This is a genomic window from Flavobacterium daejeonense DSM 17708, from assembly GCF_000425425.1.
GTDB lineage: Bacteria > Bacteroidota > Bacteroidia > Flavobacteriales > Flavobacteriaceae > Flavobacterium > Flavobacterium daejeonense.
Genome location: NZ_AUDK01000002.1, coordinates 18,189 through 44,371, shown reverse-complemented (window position 1 = coordinate 44,371; position 26,183 = coordinate 18,189). Strand labels below are relative to the sequence as shown.

The 26,183-nt window shown below is 34.8% G+C and carries 32 protein-coding genes; 17 read left to right on the top strand and 15 right to left on the bottom strand.

Annotated features, from left to right (window positions below; all coding sequences use genetic code 11):
- Window positions 1-82: 82 nt before the first annotated feature.
- The 8 genes from thiC (at window position 83) to H599_RS0102090 (ending at window position 7,186) form a co-directional block, all read left to right on the top strand.
- The gene (thiC, locus tag H599_RS0102125) at window positions 83-1,906 is read left to right on the top strand and encodes a phosphomethylpyrimidine synthase ThiC (protein ID WP_026712600.1); all 1,824 of its coding nucleotides are present in this window, start codon (window positions 83-85) and stop codon (window positions 1,904-1,906) included.
- A gap of 84 nt (window positions 1,907-1,990) precedes the next feature.
- Entirely contained in the window at window positions 1,991-2,572 is a 582-nt protein-coding gene (locus H599_RS0102120; protein WP_026712599.1) for a thiamine phosphate synthase, read from the top strand.
- The gene (locus H599_RS0102115) at window positions 2,545-3,300 is read left to right on the top strand and encodes a hydroxymethylpyrimidine/phosphomethylpyrimidine kinase (RefSeq protein ID WP_026712598.1); all 756 of its coding nucleotides are present in this window, start codon (window positions 2,545-2,547) and stop codon (window positions 3,298-3,300) included. Before H599_RS0102120 ends, H599_RS0102115 begins: the two co-directional genes overlap by 28 nt.
- Window positions 3,293-3,931, top strand: coding sequence for a thiamine phosphate synthase (locus H599_RS0102110; protein ID WP_026712597.1), 639 nt, complete (start codon window positions 3,293-3,295; stop codon window positions 3,929-3,931). Before H599_RS0102115 ends, H599_RS0102110 begins: the two co-directional genes overlap by 8 nt.
- Window positions 3,912-4,688 carry a thiazole synthase gene (locus H599_RS0102105; protein ID WP_026712596.1) on the top strand — a complete coding sequence of 259 codons (777 nt, stop codon included), beginning with the start codon at window positions 3,912-3,914 and terminating at the stop codon, window positions 4,686-4,688. Before H599_RS0102110 ends, H599_RS0102105 begins: the two co-directional genes overlap by 20 nt.
- Window positions 4,689-4,976: 288 nt before the next feature.
- Window positions 4,977-5,234 carry a GxxExxY protein gene (locus tag H599_RS19080; RefSeq protein ID WP_316930432.1) on the top strand — a complete coding sequence of 86 codons (258 nt, stop codon included), beginning with the start codon at window positions 4,977-4,979 and terminating at the stop codon, window positions 5,232-5,234.
- A gap of 46 nt (window positions 5,235-5,280) precedes the next feature.
- On the top strand, window positions 5,281-6,438 hold the full coding sequence (thiH, locus tag H599_RS0102095; RefSeq protein WP_026712595.1) for a 2-iminoacetate synthase ThiH: 1,158 nt from the start codon (window positions 5,281-5,283) through the stop codon (window positions 6,436-6,438).
- A 37-nt stretch (window positions 6,439-6,475) separates the two neighbouring features.
- Complete coding sequence (locus H599_RS0102090) at window positions 6,476-7,186, top strand: HesA/MoeB/ThiF family protein (RefSeq protein ID WP_026712594.1); 711 nt, start codon at window positions 6,476-6,478, stop codon at window positions 7,184-7,186.
- 78 nt (window positions 7,187-7,264) lie between these two features.
- On the opposite strand, the gene aat is transcribed toward H599_RS0102090, so the two are convergent.
- Both aat and H599_RS0102080 read right to left on the bottom strand, forming a co-directional pair.
- Window positions 7,265-7,906: a leucyl/phenylalanyl-tRNA--protein transferase gene (aat, locus tag H599_RS0102085; RefSeq protein WP_026712593.1), complete on the bottom strand. Its 642-nt coding sequence runs from the start codon at window positions 7,904-7,906 to the stop codon at window positions 7,265-7,267.
- Between the two features lie 128 nt (window positions 7,907-8,034).
- Window positions 8,035-8,412, bottom strand: coding sequence for a DUF3127 domain-containing protein (locus tag H599_RS0102080; protein WP_026712592.1), 378 nt, complete (start codon window positions 8,410-8,412; stop codon window positions 8,035-8,037).
- A 329-nt stretch (window positions 8,413-8,741) separates the two neighbouring features.
- Here H599_RS0102080 and H599_RS0102075 point away from each other — a divergent pair, with 329 nt between their 5' ends.
- On the top strand, window positions 8,742-9,890 hold the full coding sequence (locus H599_RS0102075; RefSeq protein WP_026712591.1) for a sensor histidine kinase: 1,149 nt from the start codon (window positions 8,742-8,744) through the stop codon (window positions 9,888-9,890).
- Between the two features lie 5 nt (window positions 9,891-9,895).
- Here H599_RS0102075 and H599_RS0102070 read toward each other — a convergent pair whose 3' ends face one another.
- From H599_RS0102070 to greA, 3 genes are all read right to left on the bottom strand, one after another.
- Window positions 9,896-11,077: a transglutaminase domain-containing protein gene (locus H599_RS0102070; protein WP_026712590.1), complete on the bottom strand. Its 1,182-nt coding sequence runs from the start codon at window positions 11,075-11,077 to the stop codon at window positions 9,896-9,898.
- Window positions 11,078-11,251: 174 nt separating this feature from the next.
- On the bottom strand, window positions 11,252-11,641 hold the full coding sequence (locus H599_RS0102065) for an HIT family protein (protein ID WP_026712589.1): 390 nt from the start codon (window positions 11,639-11,641) through the stop codon (window positions 11,252-11,254).
- A gap of 64 nt (window positions 11,642-11,705) precedes the next feature.
- Window positions 11,706-12,182 (bottom strand): transcription elongation factor GreA, encoded by a 477-nt coding sequence (gene greA / locus H599_RS0102060; protein ID WP_026712588.1) that lies wholly within the window; start codon window positions 12,180-12,182, stop codon window positions 11,706-11,708.
- A 161-nt stretch (window positions 12,183-12,343) separates the two neighbouring features.
- On the opposite strand from greA, the gene H599_RS0102055 reads away from it, so the two are divergent.
- Window positions 12,344-12,763, top strand: coding sequence for a Rieske (2Fe-2S) protein (locus tag H599_RS0102055; protein WP_026712587.1), 420 nt, complete (start codon window positions 12,344-12,346; stop codon window positions 12,761-12,763).
- A 59-nt stretch (window positions 12,764-12,822) separates the two neighbouring features.
- On the opposite strand, the gene H599_RS0102050 is transcribed toward H599_RS0102055, so the two are convergent.
- The 6 genes from H599_RS0102050 to H599_RS0102025 all read right to left on the bottom strand — a co-directional run bounded on the left by H599_RS0102050 (window position 12,823) and on the right by H599_RS0102025 (window position 18,918).
- Window positions 12,823-15,042, bottom strand: coding sequence for a TonB-dependent receptor (locus H599_RS0102050; protein WP_026712586.1), 2,220 nt, complete (start codon window positions 15,040-15,042; stop codon window positions 12,823-12,825).
- A 220-nt stretch (window positions 15,043-15,262) separates the two neighbouring features.
- Window positions 15,263-15,526 (bottom strand): hypothetical protein, encoded by a 264-nt coding sequence (locus H599_RS0102045; protein ID WP_026712585.1) that lies wholly within the window; start codon window positions 15,524-15,526, stop codon window positions 15,263-15,265.
- 3 nt (window positions 15,527-15,529) lie between these two features.
- Entirely contained in the window at window positions 15,530-15,931 is a 402-nt protein-coding gene (gene arfB, locus H599_RS0102040) for an alternative ribosome rescue aminoacyl-tRNA hydrolase ArfB (RefSeq protein WP_026712584.1), read from the bottom strand.
- A 2-nt stretch (window positions 15,932-15,933) separates the two neighbouring features.
- Window positions 15,934-17,493, bottom strand: a complete 1,560-nt coding sequence (locus H599_RS19075) for a DUF4301 family protein (RefSeq protein WP_081810488.1) — start codon at window positions 17,491-17,493, stop codon at window positions 15,934-15,936.
- A 60-nt stretch (window positions 17,494-17,553) separates the two neighbouring features.
- The gene (gene pnuC, locus H599_RS0102030; RefSeq protein ID WP_026712583.1) at window positions 17,554-18,183 is read right to left on the bottom strand and encodes a nicotinamide riboside transporter PnuC; all 630 of its coding nucleotides are present in this window, start codon (window positions 18,181-18,183) and stop codon (window positions 17,554-17,556) included.
- A gap of 3 nt (window positions 18,184-18,186) precedes the next feature.
- The gene (locus H599_RS0102025; RefSeq protein ID WP_026712582.1) at window positions 18,187-18,918 is read right to left on the bottom strand and encodes a geranylgeranylglyceryl/heptaprenylglyceryl phosphate synthase; all 732 of its coding nucleotides are present in this window, start codon (window positions 18,916-18,918) and stop codon (window positions 18,187-18,189) included.
- 91 nt (window positions 18,919-19,009) lie between these two features.
- On the opposite strand from H599_RS0102025, the gene H599_RS0102020 reads away from it, so the two are divergent.
- The 3 genes from H599_RS0102020 to H599_RS0102010 all read left to right on the top strand — a co-directional run bounded on the left by H599_RS0102020 (window position 19,010) and on the right by H599_RS0102010 (window position 20,353).
- A complete protein-coding gene (locus H599_RS0102020) occupies window positions 19,010-19,606 on the top strand; it encodes a Crp/Fnr family transcriptional regulator (protein ID WP_026712581.1) in 597 nt (198 codons plus the stop codon).
- A gap of 74 nt (window positions 19,607-19,680) precedes the next feature.
- Window positions 19,681-19,959 (top strand): hypothetical protein, encoded by a 279-nt coding sequence (locus H599_RS0102015; RefSeq protein ID WP_026712580.1) that lies wholly within the window; start codon window positions 19,681-19,683, stop codon window positions 19,957-19,959.
- Window position 19,960: 1 nt separating this feature from the next.
- Window positions 19,961-20,353: a group III truncated hemoglobin gene (locus H599_RS0102010; RefSeq protein ID WP_026712579.1), complete on the top strand. Its 393-nt coding sequence runs from the start codon at window positions 19,961-19,963 to the stop codon at window positions 20,351-20,353.
- 1 nt (window position 20,354) lies between these two features.
- Here the strand turns inward: H599_RS0102010 and H599_RS0102005 are convergent, their stop codons facing one another.
- On the bottom strand, window positions 20,355-20,987 hold the full coding sequence (locus tag H599_RS0102005) for a 4'-phosphopantetheinyl transferase family protein (protein WP_026712578.1): 633 nt from the start codon (window positions 20,985-20,987) through the stop codon (window positions 20,355-20,357).
- Between the two features lie 277 nt (window positions 20,988-21,264).
- Between H599_RS0102005 and ahcY the strand changes: the two genes are divergently transcribed.
- On the top strand, window positions 21,265-22,581 hold the full coding sequence (ahcY, locus tag H599_RS0102000; protein ID WP_026712577.1) for an adenosylhomocysteinase: 1,317 nt from the start codon (window positions 21,265-21,267) through the stop codon (window positions 22,579-22,581).
- A gap of 106 nt (window positions 22,582-22,687) precedes the next feature.
- On the opposite strand, the gene H599_RS19070 is transcribed toward ahcY, so the two are convergent.
- Window positions 22,688-22,942, bottom strand: a complete 255-nt coding sequence (locus H599_RS19070) for a helix-turn-helix domain-containing protein (protein WP_051590613.1) — start codon at window positions 22,940-22,942, stop codon at window positions 22,688-22,690.
- Window positions 22,943-23,048: 106 nt separating this feature from the next.
- Here H599_RS19070 and H599_RS0101990 point away from each other — a divergent pair, with 106 nt between their 5' ends.
- Both H599_RS0101990 and H599_RS21295 read left to right on the top strand, forming a co-directional pair.
- Window positions 23,049-23,447, top strand: coding sequence for a tetratricopeptide repeat protein (locus H599_RS0101990; protein WP_162174243.1), 399 nt, complete (start codon window positions 23,049-23,051; stop codon window positions 23,445-23,447).
- A 5-nt stretch (window positions 23,448-23,452) separates the two neighbouring features.
- The gene (locus H599_RS21295; protein WP_262493875.1) at window positions 23,453-23,584 is read left to right on the top strand and encodes a hypothetical protein; all 132 of its coding nucleotides are present in this window, start codon (window positions 23,453-23,455) and stop codon (window positions 23,582-23,584) included.
- Between the two features lie 84 nt (window positions 23,585-23,668).
- Here the strand turns inward: H599_RS21295 and H599_RS19065 are convergent, their stop codons facing one another.
- Together H599_RS19065 and H599_RS0101975 are read right to left on the bottom strand one after the other, a co-directional pair.
- Window positions 23,669-23,887 (bottom strand): HepT-like ribonuclease domain-containing protein, encoded by a 219-nt coding sequence (locus H599_RS19065; protein WP_051590612.1) that lies wholly within the window; start codon window positions 23,885-23,887, stop codon window positions 23,669-23,671.
- Window positions 23,877-24,170 carry a nucleotidyltransferase family protein gene (locus H599_RS0101975; protein WP_026712575.1) on the bottom strand — a complete coding sequence of 98 codons (294 nt, stop codon included), beginning with the start codon at window positions 24,168-24,170 and terminating at the stop codon, window positions 23,877-23,879. Before H599_RS0101975 ends, H599_RS19065 begins: the two co-directional genes overlap by 11 nt.
- 263 nt (window positions 24,171-24,433) lie before the next feature.
- On the opposite strand from H599_RS0101975, the gene H599_RS0101970 reads away from it, so the two are divergent.
- Window positions 24,434-26,152 carry a tetratricopeptide repeat protein gene (locus H599_RS0101970; protein ID WP_026712574.1) on the top strand — a complete coding sequence of 573 codons (1,719 nt, stop codon included), beginning with the start codon at window positions 24,434-24,436 and terminating at the stop codon, window positions 26,150-26,152.
- Window positions 26,153-26,183 lie beyond the last annotated feature (31 nt).

The window sequence follows — 26,183 nt, the reverse complement described above, 5'->3', positions numbered from 1 at the left end:
CTCAGAACAACAAACTAGATGTTATACCAAACCCACAACCTACAATTCACAACCCATAACTCATAACTCATAACTTAAAAATATGAACAACGAAGAAAAAATATCCAGACAACCTTTCCCTAATTCGACTAAGGTTTACATCGATGGCGAAATTCATCCTATAAAAGTAGCCATGCGCGAAATTCAGTTATCAGACACTAAACTTTCAAATGGCGGCACTGAAAAAAATCCTCCTGTAACGGTTTACGATACTTCTGGTTCTTACACCGATCCAAATATCGAAATCGATGTTAGAAAAGGATTACCGCGCCTTCGCGAACAGTGGATTTTAGACCGAAATGACGTAGAAGAATTAAGCGAAATTACTTCTGATTACGGAAAAGAACGCCTTACCGATGAAAAATTAAATCATTTGCGTTTTGAATATTTACACAAACCAATGCGTGCCAAAAAAGGCGCAAATGTCACCCAATTATACTATGCCAAACAGGGAATTATCACTCCCGAAATGGAATACATTGCTATTCGTGAAAACCAACGCATCGAACAATTAGAAACGGCTCAAAAAGCGATGCAATGTCAACACGCAGGTCACAGTTTTGGCGCCAATACGCCGAAGAACAAAATCACTGCTGAATTTGTTCGTTCCGAAGTAGCTGCAGGTCGCGCTATCATCCCAAATAACATCAACCATCCGGAAAGTGAACCGATGATTGTGGGACGTAACTTTTTGGTAAAAATCAATGCTAATATTGGAAATAGCGCCGTAACTTCTTCTATTGAAGAAGAAGTTGAAAAAGCCGTTTGGGCTTGTCGTTGGGGTGCAGATACCATTATGGATTTATCAACCGGAAAAAACATTCACGAAACCAGAGAATGGATTATCCGTAACTCTCCGGTGCCAATTGGAACGGTACCTATTTATCAGGCATTAGAAAAGGTTAATGGAATTGCCGAAAATCTAACCTGGGAGATTTTCCGTGATACTTTAATCGAGCAGGCTGAACAAGGCGTTTCCTATTTCACTATTCATGCCGGAGTTTTATTGCGATATATTCACCTAACTGCCAATCGCGTTACCGGAATTGTTTCCCGTGGCGGATCGATTATGGCAAAATGGTGTTTGTTCCACCACAAAGAAAACTTCTTATACACACATTTCGAGGAAATTTGCGAAATCATGAAACAATATGACGTTGCTTTCTCTCTTGGAGACGGTTTGCGTCCGGGGTCCATTGCTGATGCAAATGATGCCGCCCAATTTGCCGAATTAGAAACTTTAGGCGAACTGACTAAAATTGCCTGGAAACACGATGTTCAGGTATTTATTGAAGGTCCGGGTCATGTTCCGATGCACATGATTAAAGAAAACATGGACAAGCAACTGGAACATTGCCACGAAGCACCTTTCTATACTTTAGGTCCTTTAACCACAGACATTGCACCCGGTTACGATCATATTACTTCAGGAATTGGAGCAGCAATGATTGGTTGGTACGGCTGTGCGATGTTATGTTATGTAACACCAAAAGAGCACCTTGGTTTACCAAATAAAAAAGACGTAAAAGACGGTGTTATTACTTATAAAATTTCGGCTCACGCAGCCGACCTTGCCAAAGGGCATCCGGGAGCACAATACCGAGACAATGCTTTGAGCAAAGCCCGTTTTGAATTCCGTTGGGAAGACCAGTTCAATTTATCCTTGGATCCGGACACAGCCAGAGAATTCCACGATGAAACGCTTCCGGCTGATGGTGCTAAAGTAGCGCATTTTTGCTCGATGTGTGGCCCAAAATTCTGCTCTATGAAAATATCGCAGGAAATTCGTGATGTGGAAGAAGCCAAAAAAGGGATGCAGGCCAAATCAGAGGAATTCATCGAACAAGGAAAAGAGATTTATATCTAAAAAGAAGGAAGCTGGGAGATGGAAGCAGGAAGTAAGAACTTCACTTCTAACTTCCAGCTCCCTACTTCTAACTCCTAATTAAAAATGATAGTCATATCCAATCCAACTGCAATAGCAAATGAAATCAAAACCATCCATGCTCTTTTTGAAAATGGGATGGAAATATTTCATATTCGAAAGCCTGACTTTTCTGAAGAAGAAATGAAAGCTTTTGTGACTTTAATTGGATTGAAATTTAGAAGTCGATTGGTTTTACATAGCCATCATCATTTGGCTGAAGAATTAGAAATTAACCGGATTCATTTTTCTTCAACAAACAGACCTGACAAGTTTTTAAAACCTGCCAGATTCAAGCTATCAACTTCTTCTCATTCAATCGAAGAATTTAATATGCTGCCGGAAGATTTTGATTATGCTTTTTTGAGTCCTGTTTTCAAAAGTATTTCCAAAGAAAATTACGAGCCGAAGACAAATTGGGCAACCGAAATAAAAAAACGAACCAATTTCCAAACAAAACTCATTGGTTTAGGCGGCATACAAGATGCAAATATCCATCAGGCTTTACAGCTTGGTTTTGATGAAGTCACACTTTTAGGAAGCATTTGGAACAGCGAAAACCCAATACAAAATTTTAAATTATGCCAACAAATCGTCCTTTCGTATTAAGTATTGCGGGTTTTGATCCCTCGGCCGGAGCAGGTGTTTTAGCCGATATTAAAACATTCGAACAGCATCAGGTGTATGGCTTGTCAATTATTACAGCCAATACCATTCAAACTGAAAATGAATTCATCAACATTCAATGGACAGCTCTGGATTTTATTTTACAATCCATCCGGACTCTTTTTGATTCTTATAAAATCAAAGCGGTTAAAATTGGCATTGTTCCTTCATTGACTTACTTAAAAGAATTTGTTTTTTTGATTAAAAAGCTTTCTCCTAAGACCAAAATAATTTGGGACACCGTTCTGAAATCGACTACGGAATTTAACTTTTTACAAATTGAAAATCAGGAAGATTTATTAGCTATTTTAAACCAAATCGAACTCATCACGCCCAATTACAACGAAATTCTGAAATTGAATCCGGAAGAAAAACCGGTCGAAATGATTATAGCAAAATTAGTCAAAAACTGCCCCATTTTATTAAAAGGCGGACATCATCCTAAAGAAACAGGAACCGATTATTTACACACCCAAAATCAGTTTTTCAGGCTTTTGCCAAAAAACACTTCGATTTATCAAAAACACGGTTCTGGTTGTGTTTTATCGGCTGCTATTACGGCTAATATAGCCTTAGGAAAAGAGCTTTTATTGGCATGCAAAGAAGGCAAAAATTACACCGAAAACTTTTTACTATCAACCCCAACATCATTAGGAAATCATTATGTATAAACGTTTACAATACATCTCTCAAGGAAACAGCATTGACGAGCAATTGCACAACATCCGGGAAACCTTAGAACAAGGCTGCCAATGGATTCAGTTGCGTTTTAAGAATGCAACTTCTGAAGACATTTTTACTTTGGCGGAAGCCGTAAAAACCTTATGCCAAGAACATCAGGCTACTTTTATCATTAATGACAATGTTCCGCTAGCGCAAAAAATTGATGCCGACGGCGTTCATTTAGGACTAAAAGACATGAAAATTGCCAATGCCCGCGAAATTTTAGGCAAAAACAAGATCATTGGCGGCACAGCCAATACACTGGAAGACATCAAAAAACAAATAAATCAGGGAGCCGATTATATTGGATTAGGTCCTTTCCGATTTACAAAAACCAAAGAAAACCTAAGTCCAATTTTAGGATTGGAAGGCTACCAAAATATTTTGGATCAACTAAAATTACAGGGAATCGAAACACCGGTTTATGCCATTGGCGGTATTCAATTTGAAGACGTATCGGCAATTATTCAAACTGGAGTTTACGGCATTGCCGTTTCGGGATTAATCACTCAAAGTGACTATAAAAACGAATTAATAACAGCACTTAACGAAAAATTATATGAGTCAGTCATTATTTAAAATAGGCGATAAAGAACTGCAATCGCGTTTGTTTCTAGGAACAGGAAAATTTGGTTCGAATGCTCAGATGGAAGAAGCCATACTGGCTTCCGAATCGGAATTAGTCACCGTTGCACTTAAACGTGTCGATTTAGAAACCGACACCGATGCGATTTTATCCCATTTGAAACATCCTAAAATCAATTTATTACCCAATACTTCGGGCGCCCGAAATGCCAAAGAAGCGGTTTTCGCTGCACAATTGGCTCGTGAAGCATTGGAAACCAATTGGCTAAAACTGGAAATCCATCCGGATCCGAGATACCTACTTCCTGACCCGATTGAAACCTTAAAAGCTACAGAAGAATTAGCAAAATTAGGTTTTATCGTTTTGCCATACATTCATGCTGACCCTGTTTTGTGCAAACGTTTGGAAGATGCCGGAACCGCAGCAGTAATGCCTTTAGGTTCGCCAATTGGGAGCAACAAAGGCTTAAAAACCATTGATTTTTTAGAAATTATTATCGAACAATCCAAAGTTCCTGTAATTGTTGACGCCGGAATTGGTGCTCCTTCTGATGCAACAAAAGCAATGGAAATGGGTGCCGATGCGGTTTTGGTAAACACAGCGATTGCCGTAGCCGGAAATCCGAAAATGATGGCAGAAGCGTTCAAAGAAGCCGTTATTGCAGGAAGAAAAGCTTATGAAGCCCAATTGGGACAGCAATTCAATCAGGCGGTGGCTTCGAGTCCGTTAACCGCATTTTTATATGAATAATTGATTTTAAATAGCACGCAGATTTTGCAGATTTGAGCAGATAATATTAAAATTATATCAAAAAAATCTGTAATAATCTGAAAATTCTGCGTGCAACAGAAATTTACTGATGTCATTTTTGAAATAAAACAATTACATTTAGTTAATGCCAATTTTTAAAAAAGTTAAAATGACAGAAAACGATATTTCATTTAAAATCAGAGGAGCTGCTTTTAATGTTTATAACACTCTTGGACCAGGCCATTCGAATCTGTTTATGAAAGCGCTTTGTATTATGAAATAACAAAAATGAATTTAAAGGTTGACAGACAACTCGAAATAAAAATTCCATATAAAGAAACAATACTAGATGTTGGTTTCAAAATTGATTTATTAGTAGAAGACAAAGTAATCATTGAGCTAAAATCTGTTGAAGATTTGGCACCAATTCATTACAAAAAAGTCACAAATTATTTAAAATTAACAAATAAAAAATTAGGCTTACTTATCAATTTCAATACTACCAACATTTTGGACGATATAAAAAGAATTGTAAATAAAATATAAAAAATAATGAATCTGCAAAAATCTGCAGAATCTGCGAGCAATTATAATGACAACATTCAAATCTGTTTTTAAACAATACAATTGGAACGAAATTAAAAGCAAAATTTATCAGACTACTACTAAAGATGTCGAAAATTCATTAGCCAAGTCCAAAAAAAATCTGGATGATTTTTTAGTGATGATTTCTCCGGCGGCGCAACCTTATTTGGAATTGATGGCCCAAAAATCCCATGAATTAACCAAAAAACGTTTTGGAAAAACTATCCAAATGTATGCGCCTTTGTATTTGAGTAACGAATGTCAAAACATCTGTACCTATTGTGGTTTTAGTCTGGATAACAAAATCAAACGAAAAACTTTAAGCGATTCGGAAATCAAACTTGAAGTTCAAGCCTTAAAAAATTTGGGATTTGACCATGTTTTATTGGTTACCGGCGAAGCTAATTACACCGTAAACATCAATTATTTTCTAAATGCCATTGCCCAAATCAGAAAGGATTTTTCTATTATTTCGATCGAGGTACAGCCACTTTCACAAGAAGAATACGAGCGTTTACACCAAGCGGGGGTATATTCTGTTTTAGTTTATCAGGAAACTTACCATCAGGAAGTCTATAAAAAATACCATACCAAAGGCAAAAAATCCAATTTTGATTTCAGACTCGATACTCCTGACAGAATTGGAAAAGCAGGAATTCACAAAATTGGTTTGGGCGTTTTATTAGGTTTGGAAGACTGGAGAGCCGACAGTTTTTTCAATGCTTTGCATTTGGATTATTTGCAAAAAACCTATTGGCAAACCAAATATTCGGTTTCTTTTCCGCGATTGCGCCCGGCTGAAGGAATTATCGAACCCAATTTTATCATGGACGATAAAGATTTAACCCAGCTTATTTGTGCTTATCGTCTGTGGAATGAAAATTTGGAAATTTCGATTTCAACCCGTGAAAATGAAAAATTCCGCAACAACATAATTCCGATTGGAACCACCAGTATGAGTGCGGGTTCCAAAACTAACCCGGGAGGTTATGTGGTGGATCCGCAATCTTTGGAGCAATTTGAAATCAGCGATGAACGTTCGGTTGCCGAAATTACCAAAATAATTACCGAAAGAGGCTACGAACCGGTTTGGAAAGACTGGGATAGGACTTTTAGTCAAACGTCGAAAGTCAAAAGTCTTAAAGAAAATTCAGTTTTCAATTAATCATAATTCCGACTTTATAACTTTAAGACTTAATAAAATGAGCGTAATACAAGATTTTTTAAGATACAATCGACAGGTTATTTTACCTGAAATTGGCGAAGAAGGCCAGCAAAAACTCAAAAAAGCCAGAGTTCTTGTTATTGGAGCAGGCGGTTTGGGCTGTCCTATTTTACAATATTTAGCTCCGGCGGGTGTTGGAACCATTGGGATTGTAGATTTTGACAAAATTGAAATTCACAATTTACACCGTCAAATTTTATATACCGAAGGACAAATAGGCTTATCGAAAGCTTTAACCGCCAAAGAAACGGTTGAAAAACTGAATCCGTTAATTCAGGTTCAGGTTTTTGAAGAAAAATTAACCGCTGAAAATGCCAGCAGAATTATTGCCGATTTTGATATTGTGGTGGACGGTTCGGATAATTTCAGCACACGCTATTTGGTCAACGATACTTGTGTAGCACTAGAAAAAACTTTGGTTTACGGAAGTATCCTTGGTTTTGAAGGGCAAATTGCAGTTTTTAATTACCAGGGAAGTAAAAATTTGCGGGATTTATTTCCGGAACCACCAAATCCAAAAGATGTGCCTAATTGCAGCTTAAACGGTGTTCTGGGAACTTTACCGGGAATGATTGGTACGATGATGGCACACGAAACTTTAAAACTAATTATCGGTTTACCGAGTTTAAAGAATGAATTGATTTTGTATAAAACTTTGGATTGGAATTTTATTAAACTAAATTTTTAGTTTTTTTGGAACACAGATTAAAGAAATCTTAGAAATAACCTTGGCGGACTTTGGGAAAAACTTTTGCCAACTTTGCGGTTAAATACCTTTTTTTAGCATCGTCATAAACTCTTCGCGTTCAATTTCGCGACAGCCTAAACTTTCCAAATGTTCATTATACACCTGACAATCCAGCAATCGATAATGCTCTTTTTTTAGTTTTTCAACCAAAGCGATAAAAGCCACTTTTGAAGCATTGGAAACCAAAGAAAACATACTTTCTCCACAAAAAACATGACCTAAATCAACTCCGTAAAGTCCGCCAACTAATTCATCTTCCTTCCAAACCTCAACTGATTTAGCAATTCCTAATTCATGAAGTTTGCAATAGGCTTCAATCATATCATCAGTAATCCAGGTTCCGTTTTGACCTTCACGTTTTATTTTTTGGCAATTTGAAATTACCGCTCTAAAATTCTGATTGAATGTTACCGTAAATATTTTTCGGTTAAGAATATTCCGCATGCTTTTAGAAACCACCAATTCTTCTAAAAACAAAACCATTCTGGGATTAGGCGACCACCAGGTAATGGGTTCCCCATCTTCAAACCAGGGGAAAATACCGCTTTGATAAGCCAGTTGCAATCGTTCGGGAGACAAGTCGCCACCAAGCCCAATAATTCCAGAGGAATGAGCTAAATGTACAGGTGGAAAGAATAATTCTTCGGTTAAATAAAACATACCTAAATTTCAAAAAACAATAGCAATTTCAATAGTAATAATCCATTCAAATTTCAACCAAAAAGAAATTCCAAATTCCAATTAATATCTAATTGGAATTTGGAATTTAAAAATTTCGAATTTAATTCTTAGAACGGTAAATCGTCCGGTTCATCTTCATTTAAATTAGTAGCGGGAGCAAATGCCTGAGCAGCCGGCATTGGAGGAGGCATTTGAGCAGCAGGAGCTTCAGTAGCCAGTCTTTCAATTCTCCACCCTTGAATACTGTTAAAATATCTGGTTTCTCCTTGCGGATTAACCCATTCTCTACCTCTTAAATTGATAGAAACCTTAACTGCTTCACCAATATTATAATTACTTAATAAATCGCATTTATCTTGTGTAAATTCAATCAATATGTGTTGAGGATATTGTTCCTCTGTAGTTACAACTACTTCTCTCTTTCTAAATGACGCACTTACCTGTTGCTCCGGATTGACAACTTTAATTTTCCCTGTAACTTCCATCTTCGTTATTTTAACTGTTAAATAATATTATTTTTCAAAAGTATTCCTAAACCGGAAAACAACTTTTCTCTTTCAAATTTTTATTTCCTCAAAATCAAAGGAATGCAAAACTCTTCCGGAAAAACATTTGATTTACAAATATAACAACTTCTTCTGTGTGATAATAATGTTTGTTTTACTATTTCGATGATAGTTTTTAACAACTTGTTTAACAAGTTCTTTTTTCTAAGAATGATTGGGCTTTTGAGGCGAACTATCTTCAAAATTGTAAGCTAAACTAAAACAACAACAGGGATATTTCGTTATATTTATAGCTCAAAATATCATTTATGCAATTTTCTGATAAAAGAAGTACCGGAAGGTGGATTCTTATATTCGCTTCATTTCTTATTATTTCCTTAATCCTTTGGAACACTTATACTTTTTTTCAGATTTTTAAAAATGAAGAACGTCTGAAGATGAATCTTTTGGCAAAAGCCCAAAAAACACTCATCAATGCCGATGAAAATACCGATGTAGAACTTCCATTGCAAATTTTCAACAACAATACTTCTATCCCGGTGATTCTTACCGAAAACGACAGCATCATTAACACCCTCAACATCGATGAAAATATTGTAAAAGACAAGGAAAAAGCCATGACTTTTTTGGCCGGTTTAAAAAGAGAAAACGAGCCGATTATTATTGAATATGCACCTAATAAATTCCAAAAATGGTACTATGGCAACTCGGCTTTACTCAATAAATTGAAATATTATCCTATTGCTCTGCTTTTGATTATTTTCCTGTTCTCGGCATTGATTTATTATTTTTACCGCAGTACCAAAATAGCTACTCAAAACAAACTTTGGGCCGGAATGGCTAAGGAAACCGCACATCAAATAGGCACACCGCTTTCTTCATTAATTGGCTGGGTAGAAATTTTAAAAACCGAAAACATTGATGAAACCACCACTTCAGAAATTGAAAAAGACATCAATCGTTTGCAAACTATTACCGAGCGTTTTTCAAAAATTGGGTCGGAACCGGTTTTAGAAAAAGTCGATATTATCGAAAGCACGCTTCAAACTTACAATTATTTGCAATCGCGATTTTCCAAACAAATTGAATTTTCATTTGAAAGTCCGAAATCAAATATTTACACCTTACTCAACCCTACTTTGCACAGCTGGACTATAGAGAATCTCATCAAAAATGCTATTGATGCCATGAAAGGAAAAGGCAAAATAGCTGTCAGCATTCAGGAGGATTCAGAAACCGTAAAAATCAACGTTTCTGACACCGGAAGCGGAATTCCTAAAAATCAATTCAACACCATTTTTGAACCCGGTTTTACCACCAAAAAAAGAGGTTGGGGATTGGGACTTTCGTTAACCAAACGTATTGTAAAAGAATACCACAAAGGCAATATAAAGGTTTTGAATTCTGAATTAGGCAAAGGGACTACAATGCAAATTGTCTTAAAAAAATTACTGTAACTTTTTTATTTTGTTTTGGTAACCACTTTATAAAACATCATTTTTCGGGCAGCAAGCGGTTTGGATAAATACGCATTTACAAATTGCAAATACTCTTCTGATTTATCAAGTCTTTTAGAAATGGCTTCTTTCAGATTATCGACACTCATTTTATTAGCACTACTGATATTTTTTTCAAAATCAAAAAGATGTTCCCGGCATCGCACCAAACTATCTCTGGCATCCAGAATTCGTCTTTTTAGTTCATCATCCGAAACTAAAGGCTGAAATTGTTTGTTTCTGTAATTGATAAAATCATTCAACTGTCGGTTAGCACGGTTAAACTGATTCACGATTTCTGAATACTTTTTGCCGTTCTCTCTTTCGTTTTCATTTCTCCACGCAGTTTTAGCATGAACATACGCCTGAGCAATATGCTGATTTTTCATGCCGCCCTTTTCAATTCGTTGCGCAACATCATAAAGTCTTTCCAATTTAGGCAATCGTTCAAAACGCTCCAACTCTTTTCCATAATCAAATTTTTGCTTTTGCTCATCCCCTTCATAAACGCCTTCCATGAATTCCTGATTGCTTACAGGATAATTTTTAAACTGCCACAAATAATCAAAAGGCATGTGGGTATTAATCATGATTTCGGGATCAACCATAAAATTTTTATCGTCAAGTCTTCGGGTAAAAATGCCGTTTAAAACATAACCCGAACCCCAGGTAGGATCAAACAAACACCATTTATTATCAATTCGGGCTGCGTTCCAGGCATGCGATAAATTATCAACCTTTATCTTATTCCATTTGGTATAACCCGTAATCACATAGGATTTTATTCCAACTGCATTCGCTAATTCATTAAAAATACTGGCATAATCAAAGCAAACTCCTTTTCTATTATCGAAAGCTCTCTCTATCCGATCTTCTAATTTTTCATCAAATTTTACTTCAAACATATTATCGACATCATAACTAATGGTTTTGGTTGTCCAATAAAAAACAGCACGTATTCGTTCTGGTTCTGTCGTAAAATTATTCTTTATATAATTACTAATACCTTCCATCGACTGCGCAGCAGTCACAGGCATTTTATCCATTTTTGCATCAATTACATCATAATTATGTTGGACTTTTTGCCTTTTTTGAGCAAAAACCGTAAAACAGCAAACACAACAAACTAATAAAAAGAAAGATTTCATAGTCAAATAAAAAAATACTTACAGAATAATTGCCAAATATATAAAATAAGATTCGCTCTACAAGTTGTTACAAATTACTTTCTAACAAATTCCAAACCAGAATGATTTATGAATAAAAAAATCGTTTAAAGAAAGACTCTCTAAACGATTTTTTTTAAAATTTTATTTTACAAACTATAAATTACTCCTAATTTCCTGAGCTAAATTTTCAAATTCTTCTTTGCTCAAAACTACCTTTTTCTGAAAGCGAATGTCATCCATTGTGTTTAACGGAATCAAATGAACATGAGCATGCGGCACTTCCAATCCGATAACCGAAATGGCAATTCGGTTACAAGGAACGGTTTTTTCAATAGCTTTGGCTACTTTTCTGGAAAAATGCATCAAGCCTAAAAAATGTGCTTCGTCCATATCAAAAATCTTATCGACCTCAAATTTCGGAATACACAAAGTATGTCCTTTTGCATTTGGATTAATATCTAAAAACGCAAAATAATTCTCGTCTTCAGCGATTTTATAACATGGAATTTCTCCGTTTACTATTTTGGTGAATATTGTACTCATAGTTTATTCGTTTATTTGATTCATCGTTTAACCGATTTTAACGATCAAACGGTTAAACTAAAATTTACTCTCTGGTAATTTCCAAAATTTCGAATTTCAATTTTCCGTTTGGCACCGTAATTTCCGCTACTTCACCAACTGATTTCCCAAGCAATCCTTTTCCTATAGGAGAAGTTACTGAAATCTTTCCTGTTTTTAAATCGGCTTCACTTTCGGCTACCAACGTATATTTCATTTCCATGCCATTGGCCTGGTTTTTTATCTTTACACTGGACAAAACCAACACTTTGGACAAGTCTAATTGCGATTCGTCAATTAATCTTGCATTAGCATATAACTCTTCCAGTTTAGAAATTTTCATCTCTAATAATCCCTGAGCTTCTTTCGCAGCATCGTATTCTGCGTTTTCAGACAAATCACCTTTATCACGGGCTTCAGCAATGTCCTGAGACGCTTTTGGACGCATCACTGCTTTTAAATAATCTAACTCTTCTTTTAATTTTTTTAATCCCTCAGCAGTATAATAAGATACGTTACTCATAATTTCATCGTTTATATAAATACAAAAAATCCCATCGGAACGGGATTTCTTTCCACAAAGATACTATATTTTTTTATAGTATATAATTATATGTTAACCATATATTATTTCAAATGTAAATAAATTAAATTTGTTTCACCAACACTTTTACAAATTAAAACATGAAAAAAATCATCACGCTTTTCACTATTTGTCTCTTATTTTTTTCCTGTTCTGACAATGGTTTTAACAACAAAAACCCATACATCCCTAACTATAGTTTTACTGTAACTTTCGACCTGAATTATCCGGCTTACTCCAAACTCAATTTCGTGAGCAATGCCATTTATTATGCCGGTCCCGAAGTAGGACCAAAAGGAATTTATGTTTTCAATACCGGAAGTGGCTACAACGCTTTTGATGCCGCCTGTCCTAATCAAGCACTCAGCAGTTGTTCGACTTTAACTTTGGACGGAATCAATTTAGTGTGTCCTTGTGACAATGAAGAATATAGCTTATTTACCGGACAGGGGAAACTACAATATCCTTTAAAACAATACCGGGTAGAGAAAATAGGTAGTATTCTTAGAGTATATAACTAAAAATAAAGTGGGCTGAAAATTTAAATTTTCAGCCCACTTTAAATATAAAAAACTACAAATTAAAACTTCAGGGTCAGCCCAGCCAGGAAATTAGCTCCGGCCTGCGGATAATAATACACATAACCTCCGCCATAATCGGCTCCGTTGGAAATGTATTTTCTATTAGCAAAATTATTAGCTAACATGCTTATACTGATTGATTCAAAAACGCTTTTTGGGAAAATAGTATAAACCACATTAAAATCATTTACAAAATAATCCTTCAACTTACCCTGACCGTCATTAATATTATTCATATACTGACTCCCCACAAATTTTGACAATAAATTCAATTGTAAATTTTCAATTGGTGAAAACAACACGCTATTTGCTGCAATTAATTTTGGTGAAAAAGCAATATTAGTATCTCCTAAATTAGTCAAACCACTTCCGTTATCCAGAACAAAATCGATATTTTTATTATCACTCAAAGTAAAATTAGGAGCGATTGCCCATTTTTTATCCAATTGGAATTTAGCATCCACTTCTAATCCTAAACGATAACTTTTACCTACGTTTGTTCTAATTGGGTTTCCTACATCATCCAATTCACCTGTTAACACCAATTGGTCTTTGTATCGCATATAAAATCCATTCAGATTAATTTGTGCTTTAGGCGCCACAAATCGCCAGCCTAATTCAAAATCATTTAATTGCTCCGGCTTTACACTTCCGCCTTCATAATCGGTTCTGTTTGGTTCACGATTCGCTCTGGCATACGAAAAATAAATCGCATTAGCATTATCAACCGTATAAGTCAAACCTGCTTTAGGATTAAAGAAATTAAAATTATCATTTACAATTCCTGTCTCAGAACTATTGGCTTTGTAATGTACATTTCGCAATTGCAAATCAGCAAAGAAGTTCAAGCTTGGTAAAAGTTGGTAATTTACTTTGGCAAAAACATTCACATCATTTTTAGTCGCCATGTTATAATTCATTGGCGTTCCTATTTGACTATTTGATGGATATTGTAACCATAATAATTCGGTAAAATGTGCTCCTTCATAACGATTAGCTCCACCTCCTACAATTACATTCAGTTTTTCATCTGTATAATTCGCTGAAAAAGTTGTCCCGTAAAAATCATTATCCAACCATTTTCTTCTGGTATAATCTGTAGAGGTTATCGTTTGTCCGTCAACAACAATTGGATCTAAACCTAAAAATGAATATTGCGCATCATCGGAATAATACAAATTGGTATATTTCCAATCATCTACATATTCTTCATAATACCCTTTTCCTTTAGTATAATGAAAAGCCAAATTAGTACTCCATTTATCTGAAATTTTTTCGTTCCAATGCAATTGCGCATGATCCTGATTGTAATTATCTACCTGATCTTTATAAAATCCCTGAAAATTACCCTCATTATCAAATATTTCTCCTACAGAGTTGTACTTCCTATCCACAGCCATCATAGCCGCATCTATTCCGTTCCAGGATTGATACGTTCTTTCTTTTCCTCCAAAAACTAACGCTTTTATCAAAGTAGTTTTTCCCACATAAGTTCCCTGTAAAAAGTACGATTTTAAATCAGAAGAGGCTCTGTCTACATAACCATCCGATTTTAAAGTGGATAAACGTCCGGCAATTTCAAAATGATCATTCATCAATCCGGTACTGAATTTCACGGTATGTTTATGAGAATTAAAACTTCCGAAGGAATTCGAAATTTCTCCGCTGCTCTTTTTCGAATAAGAATCAGTCAGCATATTCAAACTCGCCCCAAAAGCACCCGAACCGTTTGTTGAAGTTCCTACTCCGCGTTGCAATTGTAAACTTTGCAATGAAGAAGCAAAATCAGGCATATTTACCCAAAAAGTGCCATGACTTTCCGCATCGTTATATGGAATTCCATTAATCGTCACATTGACCCTTGTTGCATCACTACCACGTACACGAATACCTGTGTATCCAAAACCATTTCCGGCGTCTGAAGTTGTCACTACCGACGGCATGTAATTCATCAACACCGGAATGTCCTGACCTAAATTGCGAGGTGCAATATCTTTTTTGTCTAAATTGCTAAAACTTACCGGCGTTTTTGTAGTAACCCGTACTGCCGAAACCAGTACTACATCCAATTGATTTACTTGAGTACTGTCTTTTTGTTTTTGCTGTGCAAATGAAAAAAGAGAATAAAAAACAGAAAATAGAGAATAGAAAATAGACTTTTTGCTACACTTAGAACCTTTGCAACTTTGCAACTTAGTAGCTTGAAAAATAGTTTTCATCCGTAATTTTTTTTACGAATAAAAGGGGGAATTATTCTTTTTGTTAATGTAATAAATAGATTTGTTCAACTGACAAACTCATGATTTTCTACATGAATTCATCTTAATTTCCCTTAGCAACATTACTCGCTCAGGTTCGTTGGGTATGATCTCAGCTCGTTATTTTGAGCACCCCTTTGAGACGGTGCAAAGGTAATGTTAAAAATTGCAATTACAAAAATCAATAGCAATTACAAAAAATCAAACCACAGATTACTTCATTTTTTTTTGAATAAATACTTCCAAAACCACCTATAATTAGGAGAAGTCCATAAAAAGCTTCCATAAATCCATTATGAACTCCCATTATACCCTTTGAATTATACCCTATCGAACCTTTAAAACCATCATCAATTCCAAACTTAAAAATAATAGTTCCTAAAATAATGCATAAAATTTCCCAAAAATATTTTTTAGCAGTTTTATTTTTATTCTGTTCTTCCATTATTTAAAACTTTGGTTTTTTACGTGATTTTTTTAAGTCGGAAAGATTCTTTTTATCCTTAATTCGTTTTTTAATTACTGATTTGGGAACTTTGGTAGCCTTTCTGATTTTAGGAACAATTAGTCCTTTTCTAATCAATTCCAAAAAACGCTTGGTTACAATTTCTTTATTTTTAAGTTGGCTTCTGTCTTCATCACAGTTGAGATTCAGAATCAAATCTCCGGTTAATCTGGAAGCCAAATTCATTTCTAACAATGCTTTTTCTTCTTCTGACAAAGCCTGAGAATTTTTCAAATCGAATGACAATACGACTTTCGACGAAACCTTATTCACGTTTTGCCCTCCTGCTCCGCTGCTTCGAACGGCTTTGTATTGTAACTCCGATATGATTTTTTGAATCTCCATTTCTATGACGACTGATGCGCTTCTTTTAATAAATCATTGACGGTTTTCACCGGATTAAAGGTAATCAAAGGTACTTCAACAAAAACAGTCAGCCAGTTCGCCATGGCCCCATTCCATAAGCCCGGCAATTCATAACCCTTGATATCTTTTCCCAAATGATTTTTTTCTACAATAAACCCAGCATTTTCATCAACAAACTGATGTAAATCGAACTTTTCACTTTTATAATTTCTGGTAGCACATACTAAATCCACCGGATTAAAATGAGTAGCATTAGCCATAATTTTAGCCTGCTTTTTATTAGTCAGATCCACTTGTGAAGATTCTACAATTTGCAACGAAGCGCCTTTTCCTCCATTTTTTACCCAAAAAGGTCCGCCACCCGGTTCGCCTTCATTGATTACCATTCCGCACACTCTGATTGGTCGGTCTAAAATTTCTCTTAACACCTTGATTTTATTTTCCAAAGTATATAAATCAAAATCAGCTTTTACACTAACATTCAACTTCGTTTTCAGGAAATTTTTAATCTCTTCGATTTGTTTATCATCAATGGTGTACAAATCCATGAGATTCAAACAGGCAAAAATCTCCTGCTGCAATTCCAGCAAAATTCCGGCCAAAGCTTTTTTATACAATGCAATAGTTTCATTATTATGCAAAATCACATTGTCTATATTTTTGATAAAAATAATATCGGCATCCAAACGATTCAAATTACCAATTAAAGCTCCATGTCCGCCAGGTCGGAAAAGTAATTTACCCTCTTCGGTTCTAAACGCCTTATCATTCATATTTACTGCAATCGTGTCGGTACTTTTATCCTGACAGGAATAACTGACTTCAACTTTTGTCTGCGTTTCATTTTCAACATTAGCTTTTACCTCATTAATAATTTGTTCAAATTGCGTTTGATGTGATTCAGAAACGGTAAAATGCAGATAGGATTTTCCATTGGTTGTGGAATAATACCCACACTCATACAAATGTTCTTCAATTGGAGTAGCTATTCGCGTGGCATATTTATGAAAAGGCAAAATTCCTTTAGGTTTGGAAGCAAAATCAAAATAATCTGCATCCAACATGAATTTTATAAAATAATAATTTTTATAGTCCCGTGGAAGTGAATCAAAATTCTGAATTTCTTCTTTCAGCTTTTTATAAATGATTTCAAAAAAAGGCAACTTTTCCATACCTACTAAAAAAACAGGTAATTTACTGTCTTTTTTTCTATTGATGTAAGCATTTATCGTTTCCTTTTCGATATTAAAATCATTCAAAAAAGCTGTCAAAAACTTAAACATTCTGGTAGCAGCCCCGGAAGCCGGAACAAATTTCAATAATTTTAAGTCTGATTTATGTTCGTCAAAAAAATGCGCTTTTTCAACAAAATCTTCATTAGTCAATTTCAGAATTCCGTTGCCCACAGTTGCCGCTTCCAGCAATTCCATCCTGGCAATACCTTTCTTAAAAATAGCAAGCTGTTTTTTTATAGCATCTATAGAAACACCATGTTCATTGATTTGCTTCAAATCCTGTTCAGACAAGCCCATACTTTTCATTTTTTTAAATCTTCAACTGACTTTGATTTCTCTACTATTGAGATTCCTCTTTCACCCATATTATTCTAAATAAACTGCCTCTTGGTCACTTAAAATTTTCTTCCATTCTAAATAAGCTGAAACAGCCAAAATTGTAAAAATTAAATATTGGAAAGATAACATCCCCAGTCCACGATAAGCGTATAAAGGTGTCGCTATAAGGTCCCCTACAATCCAAAGTGTCCAATTCTCAATTTTTTTCTTCGCCATATACCACATTCCTGTAAAGAACAGACCTGCAGTAAAAATATCGATATAATTATCTTTTTTAATTTCGTAATCAAAAAAAGTATAAATGCAGAAAACTACGATTATTGTTAGAAAAAACAATGCAATTCCTATTATTTTTTCTTTAATATTAGTTCTCGTTATAGGAAAATCGTTTGTTTGATTACCATTTTTAACCCAATAATACCAGCCATAGATACTCATTATAGCAAAATATCCATTGACTAACATGTCCCCCAAATAACCCGCAAGATATAGCAAATAAGTGGTAATAGCTGTCGCAATTAATCCTATGGGGTAAACCCAAATATTTTCTTTTTTAGCAAACCAAACACTCAGAATACCACATACAAAGGCTATAAACTCCAATATAATGTGGTATGTTGGAACATTTTTATAGGTATCCAGAAAAAACGCTATCATTTACTATTTTATTGAAAAATTAAAAAAATTATTATCTCTTTCAAAAGCTGTACCTATCACCACCAAATCCGCTCCGGAATCATAAGCCTTTTGAATTCCTTTTCGGTCTGTAATTCCACCACCTACAATGAGAGGGATGTTAGTGTTTTGAGCGACCAACTTAATGATCTCCTGCGAAACGGCTTTTTGAGCACCGCTTCCGGCTTCTAAATAAATCAATTTATTCCCTAACATTTCCCCTGCCAAAGCCGTTGCCAAAACCAAATCTAAATTATTGCTATCCAAAGGCTTGGTTTGACTCACACGTTCTACAGCGGTTTGCGAGCCACTTTCAATTAAAATGTATCCTGTTGGAATAATTTCAAGTTGCAATTTTTTTAAAATCGGAGCTGCTTTTACCTGATGACCAATTAAATAATCCGGATTTCGACCAGATAACAAAGACAAAAACAAAATTCCGTCGGCATGATTGGAAATTTGTGAAACATCGCCCGGAAAAAGCACAACTGGTAACGTACAGTCTTTTTTTATTTGCTGAATTAAGGCATCAAGAATACTGTTCCCAACCAGACTTCCACCAATAAAAACATGCGTTGCCGGCGATTGATTAATCTTCAAAATCAATTCCGGGAGACTTTCCCAAACTATTTTATCAGGATCTAAAAGAATCGCTAATAATTGCTTACGCACTAACTTCGCCTGAAGGATTTCCTGATATATGGTATTATTTTTCATTTGAGGTAAAAGTAAAAAGTTTTTACAGTACCGGAACCATTTTGAAACAATTATCTTTGTTAACAGCTAAAAATCCTAAAATTTCTTCCTTATGATTACTGTTGCTTTACTCGAAAAATATGGCGGAATCCGAAAAAATTATAAGAGTGACGACTTCATTTTTAAAGAGAATAGTTTGGCTTTACTGTATTTCCAAATCATTTCGGGCGAAGTAAAAATGAATAATTATAACGAAGAAGGCAAGGAATTTATTCAGGGAATTTTCTATGAAAACCAATGTTTTGGCGAACCTCCCTTGTTTATTGAACAAGTTTATCCCGCCAATGCTGTTGCTGTTACTGACACCGAATTGATTGTGATTACCAAAAACCAATTATTGGATATGCTGCAAAATCATTCGGATATTAGTTTAAAATTCATCAAAAATCTTTCCCAACGATTGTATTACAAATCGGTAATGGCAGCTGAAATTTCCTCACAGGATCCCGAACATCGCATTTTAAGACTAATTGATTATTCGATAAAACAATTGAATTTCAAGAAAGAAACGGCCGGTTTTCATATCCATTTTACCCGCCAGCAAATAGCCGATTTAACCGGGTTGCGGGTAGAAACCGTAATCAGAGCCATTAAATCACTGGAGAAAAAAGGCGATTTAAAAATAATTAACCGAAAAGTGTACCGATAATTTCGTTTTATGATTTAAGTCATAAAATATGACTTGGAAGCCGTCGTAATTTTGTGTTATTAAAACAAATTATTATGACACTTTACAACCATACCTTCGAAAAATTTGACTCTAATTATTTTGCATCAGCAGCTTTAAGCATCTTGGTACAAAGCTGTTTAGGAGGTGCTGCCGCGATGGCTGTATTAACCAACGGAACTTCGTTAATACAAATGATTCAACTGGTGCTTGTAGTATTTATTTCAATGTTAGCGAATACTTCTATTTTGGCACAAATGAAACACAAAGTAGTTTTCAATGCTGTTTTAGCCAGTATGATTTCCAGCATCTTTTTTATCATCATAAATCTGTAAGATGAAAAAAGATATTCAAAACAGGGCCGATATTTCGGTTTTAGTTCACCAATTTTATGATCAAATAAGGGCTGATGAAGAAATTGGCCCTTATTTTAACGAACTCATTAGTGATTGGGACAGTCATCTGGAAAAACTCACCGATTTTTGGGAAACTAATTTATTTGGCATTCGCAAATACAAAGGCAATCCGATTGCGGTTCACAACAAAGTAGATAAACATTTTCAGGGAAAAATTACTCCCTACGAATTTGGAATTTGGTTGAATTATTGGTTTCAGACCTTAGACAGCCTTTATGAAGGAGAAAATACAACTATTTTGAAAAACAGAGCCCGCAGAATGGGAGGTAATATTTATCTCAATATGTTTAGAAACCGAAGTGTTTCCGTGTAAATTATTTCTCTAAAGCATACACTAAAGTAAAATTTTCCACTTCTTCAAAAAAGATTTGGAACTCTTTATTCCAACCTGAAAAATGAAGATTTGCTAAAGTTTCCGTCTGATTCAAATCGAATGCATTCACAGCAATATGATCTTTAAAACTGATTCCTTTTTCGTTTTGAATTTTAAAAATAGCTTCTTTGGCTCCCCAAATTACCGTTAATTTCCGAATATATTCTGCGGTTTCTTCGCGGTTTAAATATTGAAATTCGGCTTCACAAAATTTATCGGCAATGCAGATAATTTTCTCTCTTTGCAATTCGATATCGATTCCAACCACCTCGTCACTTATAATGATGGAAGAAAATTGATGGGAATGTGTGATGGAAATGTGCTTCCCGTCCTGCAAATGCGGTTTACCAAAAGCATCATAATACAAATCAAAATCGCTATAACCAGCTTCTTCCAACAGCTTACGTACGCTAAGAAAACCGCGTTGGTGCATTTCGGATTTCATGTTACTAATGCGTTCCTGACAAACGGGATTTAAACGAACTTCCTGAACCAATTGTTCAAAAGATTCGGTTATTTTCCAAATGTAAATTTTTGTAGTAGGGTTAAATATTATCTTTTTAAATAATGGCATTCTTTTGAATTATAAATTTGAGTCCCGATAGCTATCGGGATGAGTTTTCTCTCTTAACCCAGATATATTTCTAGCCCTGACAGCAACGGCATCCTTTCCTGCCGGTGTTCGGCTGGAAAGATATAGTGAATGGCAGGATTAGCTTCTAAAAAACATTTTCAAACTAAAGTTCTAACTATTAATGCATTAAACATTTCATAAATATTAGATAAATTAGTTTAATTCTAAAGTTATTATGTAATTTTGCAAAAAATTTATAATTACAAATATACTATAAATGAGTACTACAACTACGCCTTATGTGGCTTATAAAGTAAAAGACATTTCTCTAGCGGCTTGGGGAAGAAAAGAAATTGAACTTGCTGAAGCTGAAATGCCAGGTTTGATGGCACTTCGCGCTGAATATAAAGACGAACAACCTTTAAAAGGAGCTCGTATTGCAGGATGTCTTCACATGACCATTCAAACGGCTGTTTTGATTGAAACTTTAATCGCTTTAGGAGCTGAAGTTACTTGGTCTTCTTGTAACATTTTCTCTACACAAGATCAGGCTGCTGCTGCTATTGCTGCTGCAGGAATTCAGGTTTATGCTTGGAAAGGTCTTGATGAAGAATCATTTGACTGGTGTATTGAGCAAACATTATTCTTTGGTGAAGAAAGAAAACCATTGAACATGATTTTGGACGATGGTGGAGATTTGACTAATATGGTTATTGACCGTTACCCTGAATTAGTTCCTGGAATCAAAGGATTATCTGAAGAAACTACAACGGGAGTTCACAGATTATATGAAAGAATGAAAAACGGAACATTGCCAATGCCTGCAATTAACGTAAATGATTCTGTGACTAAATCTAAATTTGACAACAAATACGGATGTAAAGAATCGGCTGTAGATGCTGTTCGTCGTGCTACAGACATTATGTTAGCCGGTAAAAGAGTGGTTGTTTGCGGATACGGTGACGTAGGTAAAGGAACTGCGGCTTCATTCAGAGGTGCTGGTTCTATTGTTACTGTTACTGAAATCGATCCAATTTGTGCTTTACAGGCTGCAATGGACGGTTACGAAGTAAAAAGATTAAACACTGTAATTGGAAATGCTGATATCATCATTACGACTACAGGAAACAAAGATATCGTTCTTGGTGAGCACTTTGAGCAAATGAAAGACAAAACTATCGTTTGTAACATTGGACACTTTGATAACGAAATCGACATGGCTTGGTTAAACAAAAACCACGGTGCTTCTAAAATCGAAATCAAACCTCAGGTTGACAAATATACTATCAACGGAAAAGATATCATTATCTTAGCTGAAGGTCGTTTAGTAAACTTAGGTTGTGCTACTGGTCACCCATCTTTTGTAATGTCTAACTCTTTCACAAACCAAACTTTGGCTCAAATCGAGTTATGGAACAACAGTGCTGCTTACAAAAACGAAGTGTATATGTTGCCTAAACATTTGGATGAAAAAGTAGCTAGCTTACACCTGGCTAAACTAGGTGTTGAATTAGAAACTTTACGTCCTGATCAGGCGGCTTACATTGGTGTGGAAGTTGAAGGACCATTCAAACCGGAATATTACAGATACTAAATGATTTTAGATTGCTGATTAGCGATTTATGATTTCAGATTTAACCCTTGCAGTGATGTGAGGGTTTTTTGTTTTAAAAATCTAACAACACATTCATCCTAAACTCTTATTTTGTAGTTGGAATATTTATTCCTTTAAAAAAATCCTCTAAACTCACTTCCAATAGCTTACAAATTTTAATAAGAGTCTTTAATTCAAAATTTGCACCTGTTTCCAATCTCCAATAGGCAGACCTACTCATTCCTAACTCAAAAGCAATATGCTCATAATTGGAATAGCCTTTCAATTTTCGTAGTTCTTTTAATCGCAATGCTATTGCTTCGAGTTCGGGGGATTTGAGGTTTTCTGAAGAATTTTCCATACCTCAAATCTCAAAAATTTGTATTTTTTGTGGTACTCTAAAATAAAGTACACTATATAATAGAATTTTTTATTACATTTGAATCAAATAAAAAAACACTATGGGTTTGTTTTCAAAAAGCACATCTGAAGAATATATCAATAAAGCAATAGAAAAGTTTTACAATCCACATCGAAGTCCTTTTACTTCTTATGTTGAAATTCAAGACTTATTATATAAAGCAGAAAAATTAGATCAAAACAATGCTGAAATATATTTTCTAAAAGGCTGGGTTAATAATCATTATGATTACTACGACAATGCTATTATAGAAATCAACAAAGCAATAAAACTAAAACCAAATTATCCCGATGCATATTATAATCGGGGCTTTGCGAAGTTTCAAAAAAATGACTTTATCGGAGCTTTAGAAGATTATAATATGGCTATTCTTTTAAAACCAAATTTTTCAGAAGCCATTGAAGATAAAAAAAATTTATTAATTCTCATAAACAAAAAAATATAATTGCAATGGAAATTTTAATAGGTATAATAATAGTCGGTTTTGGTATTTGGTTATTAATAACACATCCCGTTATTACAATAGCAATTGCTGTAGTAGCAATCGCAATAAAAATGTTTTCATCAGACGACAGATTTTAAATTACTTTCTACTCTTCAAAAATATTCAGCCATTTTAAATAAAAAAACTAACCTCTAAAATTTAAAAAGTCTAGGAGTTTTTTTTTAAAACCACCAAGGAATAGCAGAATTATCATTTAATAACTTTTCAGACAATCGATTACTGGCTTCGCCAATTATTTCAAGTTGGCGTAAACTAGAATTAAACATCATGGAATTTTTTACAAAATGATCAAAATCGACATCTTGTATGTAATTTTCAATTTCGTTTATAGCATCAATGATATGAAGCAACTTAACTTTATCTCCTAATCTATCTTGCATAAATTAGCTTTTTTTCTTTATCCAGAATAGGCTGAATATATTTTGAAAGCCCTCGTGCGGAAACTAAATCAACCTTTTTGGAAAGTAGATTTTGTAAATCCAATTGCATTTGGATAAATTCCAAACCAATGGGTTGACTGTAATCTAATTCAACTAATAAATCAATATCACTATCCTGATTCTCATTTCCTCTTCCATAAGAACCAAAAAGATAGGCTTTCAAAACGGGTTGTTTCGAAAAAAAATCTTTTATGATATTTATTTGAGAATTAGTAAGCCCCATCTTTTCAATTGTTTAAACAAATTTACTTAAAAATACCAAACAAATTGCAGGCTGCTAATTTTTGATTCTAAAAAGCTAATTCATAATTCATACTCGTATTTTCGTTGAAATAAGAATTTCAAATTGCTATACTATTTTTCAAACCCGACCGCTTTTAAAAGCGGTCGGGTTTTGTTTTTATATACCACCCCCAATTAAAAACACACAACTTTTTGATTTCAAATACATTTAATTTAAATTTGATATAGATAAATTCAGAAATCATGAGAACCTTAATCCAAATAATGATCGTCTGTGTTTTATTTTTCTCCTGCAAAAAGGAAACTCCGCAAAAAGAGAAAATCGTTGCAGGAAAAAACAGTCTGAGTTGTGCTCCTGCTACAACTGACGCCAAATGGTTTGAAACCGACAACAAAGCACCACTATTTAAAGGATTAGATGTCATAAACTACCCCATAACTACTAAAAATACAGAAGCCCAAAAATATTTCAATCAGGGACTAGCCCTTGCCTATGGCTTTAATCATGCAGAAGCAGCACGCTCATTCTATTATGCTACAAAATTAGATCCGCAATGCGCCATGTGTTTTTGGGGATATGCCTATGTACTGGGTCCCAATTACAATGCCGGAATGGAACCGGATAATTACAAAAGAGCTTATAAAGCCATCCAACAAGCGATAAAACTTTCTGATAAAGCGAATGAAAAAGAAAAAGAATTAATCATGGCTTTATCCAAAAGATATGTTTCCAAACCAATTGACGACCGAAGTTCCTTAGACATTGCTTATTCAGAAGCAATGAAAAACGTGGTCGATAAATTCCCGGAAGACTTTGATATCGCTACCATTTACGCCGAATCGATTATGGATTTACATCCCTGGGATTTGTATAACAAAAATGGAACTCCTGAAAAATGGACTCCTGAAATTGAATCAATTTTGACAAATATATTAACCCGAGACCCAAAACATATTGGCGCTAATCATTTCTATATTCATGCTGTAGAAGCATCCAAAACTCCAGAAAGAGGCAATCCATCGGCAAAACTTTTTGACGAAGGATTAGTTCCCGGTTCCGGACATCTTATTCATATGTCATCGCATATTTATATCAGAACCGGAGAATACCACAAAGGCACTTTAGCCAATATAAACGCCGTCAAAAAAGACAGCAGTTATGTAACTTTATGCCACGCACAGGGAGCTTATCCGCTGGCTTACTATCCGCACAATTATCATTTTATGGCTGCTTGCGCCACATTAGAAGGAAACTATAAATGGGCAATGCCGGCCGCTAAAAAAACCTCCGAATTAGTTCATCCCAAAACCATGATTGAACCCGGATGGGCAACACTACAGCATTATTATGTAATACCTTATTTTGTTGCGGTAAAATTTGGAAAATGGAACGAAATTCTAAAAATGAAATTAGTATCCGACACCTTAAAATATCCGTTAGCTATTTCTCATTATGCAAAAGGCATGGCATATCTTGGCAAAAAAGATTTTACAAAATCCAAAGCCGAATTGGTCAAACTCGAAATTTTAGCCAATGATCCCGCCATGAAAAAAATGACCATTTGGGAACTTAACTCCATGCACGATATTCTTCAAATTGCAACTAAGGTTCTTAAAGGAGAAATTTTAGCTTCTGAAAAAAAATACGACCAAAGTATTTCACTACTTGAAAAAGCCATAAAAACAGAAGACAATCTCAACTACAACGAACCTCCGGATTGGTTTTTCTCGGTAAGACATCATTTGGGAGCTGTTCAAATTGAAGCCAAAAAATATAACGAAGCCATCAAAACCTACGAAATAGACCTCAAACAATTCCCAAACAACGGATGGGCGCATCACGGATTAAAATTAGCTTATAAAAAACTAGGCAAACAAAATTTAGCGAAAGAAATAGATCGTAAAATAACCAAAAGCTGGGCTACAGCAGATATTAAAATAACCACCTCAAGAATCAAATAAGCCCCAATAAATATAATTTTCACACTTTTAA